This is a genomic window from Desulfurobacterium indicum, assembly GCF_001968985.1.
In the GTDB taxonomy this organism is placed as follows: domain Bacteria; phylum Aquificota; class Aquificia; order Desulfurobacteriales; family Desulfurobacteriaceae; genus Desulfurobacterium_A; species Desulfurobacterium_A indicum.
Map to the genome: position 1 here is coordinate 1 of NZ_MOEN01000050.1, position 2,973 is coordinate 2,973.

1 rRNA gene is annotated in these 2,973 nt (G+C 59.8%); it reads right to left on the reverse strand.

The annotated features are described in order from the left end of the window. Nucleotides 1–2,971 (reverse strand): 23S ribosomal RNA (locus tag BLW93_RS08530). Nucleotides 2,972–2,973 lie beyond the last annotated feature (2 nt).

Genomic DNA, 2,973 nt, shown 5'->3' on the forward strand with positions numbered 1-2,973 from the left:
AAGGCCGAGGCTCTCGGCCGATTAGTACTGCTCAGCTCCACCCGTTACCGGGCTTCCACCTGCAGCCTATCTACCTGGTAGTCTCCCAGGGGCCTTACTGGCTTGCGCCAAGGGAGGCCTTATCTTGGGGTGGGCTTCCCGCTTAGATGCCTTCAGCGGTTATCCCATGGACACTTGGCTACCCAGCGGTGCAGCTGGCACTACAGCTGGTACACCAGAGGTGCCCCCACTCCGGTCCTCTCGTACTAGGAGCAGCTCCCCTCAAGCCTCCTGCGCCCGTGGCGGATAGGGACCGAACTGTCTCACGACGTTCTGAACCCAGCTCGCGTGCCGCTTTAATGGGCGAACAGCCCAACCCTTGGGACCTGCTTCAGCCCCAGGATGCGACGAGCCGACATCGAGGTGCCAAACCGGTCCGTCGATGTGAGCTCTCGGGACCGATCAGCCTGTTATCCCCGGAGTAGCTTTTATCCGTTGATCGACGGCCCTTCCACTCAGAACCGCCGGGTCACTAGGCCCTGGTTTCCCACCTGCTCGACTTGTCAGTCTCGCAGTCAAGCCCCCTTATGCCCTTGCACTCTACGCGCGATTGCCGACCGCGCTGAGGGGACCTTTGGGCGCCTCCGTTACCTTTTAGGAGGCGACCGCCCCAGTCAAACTGCCCGCCTGACACTGTCCCCGAGCACGCTCCAGTGCCCTAGGTTAGCCACCTAATCTGGACAGGGTGGTATCTCACCGGCGCCTCCATCCACCCCAGAGGGTGGACTTCCCAGGCTCCCACCTATCCTGCGCAGTCCAGACCAGATGGCAATGCCAGGTTGCAGTAAAGCTTCACGGGGTCTTTCCGTCCTGCCACGGGTACTGGGCATCTTCACCCAGACTACAATTTCGCCGGGACCCTCCATGAGACAGTGCGGCAGTCGTTGGACCATTCATGCAGGTCGGAACTTACCCGACAAGGAATTTCGCTACCTTAGGACCGTTATAGTTACGGCCGCCGTTTACCGGGGCTTCGGTTCAGGGCTCGCACCCTTCCCCTTAACCTTCCGGCACTGGGCAGGTTGCAGTCCCCATACGTCCTCTTCCGAGTTTGCGGAGACCTGTGTTTTTGGTAAACAGTCGCCACCGCCTATTCTCTGCGGCCTCCAAAGGCTTCAGACGTAAAGCCCTACACCTCCAGAGGCCCCCCTTCTCCCGCAGTTACGGGGTCATTTTGCCGAGTTCCTTATGGAGGGTTCCCCCGAACGCCTTGGTGCTTTTACACCCGCCCACCTGTGTCGGTTTGCGGTACGGTCACTGCAGCTTCATAGCTTAGAGGTTCTTTCTCGGCAGTGTGGAGTCACCCGCTTCGGCCCTTTATGGGCCTCCCCGTCAGTTCTCGGGGTTATGGAGGAGCGGATTTGCCTGCTCCTCCCCCCTACTACCTTGGCCCGGCTCTACCATCAACCGGGTCGGGCTATCCTACTGCGTCACCCCCATCGCTCCACCGCAGTGGCACGGGATTGTTGACCCGTTTCCCATCGGCTACGCCTTTCGGCCTCGCCTTAGGGGCCGGCTAACCCAGGGCGGACTTGCCTTCCCCTGGAAACCTTGGGCTTTCGGCGGGAAGGCTTCTCACCTCCCTTATCGCCTACTCATGCCAGGATTTTCACTTCCCTGCAGTCCAGTAAGCCTCTCGGCTTACCTTCAGCCCGCAGGGAACGCTCCCCTACCGATCAGCAAAGCTGATCCCGCAGCTTCGGCGGATGGCTTGAGCCCCGCTACATTTTCGGCGCATGCTCGCTCGACCAGTGAGCTGTTACGCACTCTTTAAAGGATGGCTGCCTCTAAGCCAACCTCCTGGCTGTCTTAGCGAGCACACTTCCTTTACCACTTAGCCATCACTTGGGGACCTTAGCTGGCGGTCTGGGCTCTTTCCCTCTCGACCATGGAGCTTATCCCCCACAGTCTGACTCCCACGGAGCATCTGCCAGCATTCGGAGTTTGGCAGGGGTCGGTACCCCTCTCGGGGCCCTAGCCCTACCAGTAGCTCTACCTCCAGCAGACTCTTCCGTGAGGCTAGCCCTAAAGCTATTTCGGGGAGAACCAGCTATCTCCGTACTCGATTAGCTTTTCACTCCTATCCACAGCTCATCCCCCAGTTTTTCAGCACTGGTGGGTTCGGTCCTCCATCCGGTGTTACCCGGACTTCAACCTGGCCATGGATAGATCGTACGGTTTCGGGTCTACTCCCAGCGACTACACGCCCTGTTCAGACTCGGTTTCCCTACGGCTCCGCCTACCGGCTTAGCCTCGCCGCTGAGAGTAACTCCCTGGCCCATTACGCAAAAGGTACGCCGTCACCCGCTTGCGCAGGCTCCGACCGCTTGTAGGCACACGGTTTCAGGCTCTCTTTCACTCCCCTTCCCGGGGTTCTTTTCACCTTTCCCTCTCGGTACTATGCGCTATCGGTCGCCAGCGAGTACTTAGCCTTGGAGGGTGGTCCCCCCTGATTCCCGCAGGATTCCTCGTGTCCCGCGGTACTTGGGATCATACCCCAGAGAGAGCTCCAGGTTTCGCCTACAGGGCTTTCACCTTCTACGGCTGGCCTTCCCAGACCATTCGGCTACCCAGAGCTTTTGTGACTCCCCGAGGAGGTGGCAGCCTCCTCCAGGTATGTCCCACTACCCCCAGTGAGCAACGCCTGCCAGCTTTAACACTCACCAGGTTTGGGCTCTTCCCCGTTCGCTCGCCGCTACTAAGGGAGTCTCTGTTGATTTCCTTTCCTCTCCCTACTGAGATGTTTCAGTTCAGGAGGTCTCGCCCCCTATCTAACGATAGGGTGACAGGCCTTAAGCCTGCCAGGTTTCCCCATTCGGGCATCCCCGGGTCTTCAGCCGTTTGCGCCTCGCCGGGGCTTTTCGCAGCTTACCACGCCCTTCTTCGCCTGCTGGCGCCAAGGCATCCACCGTGCGCCCTTAGCACCTCGGCCTG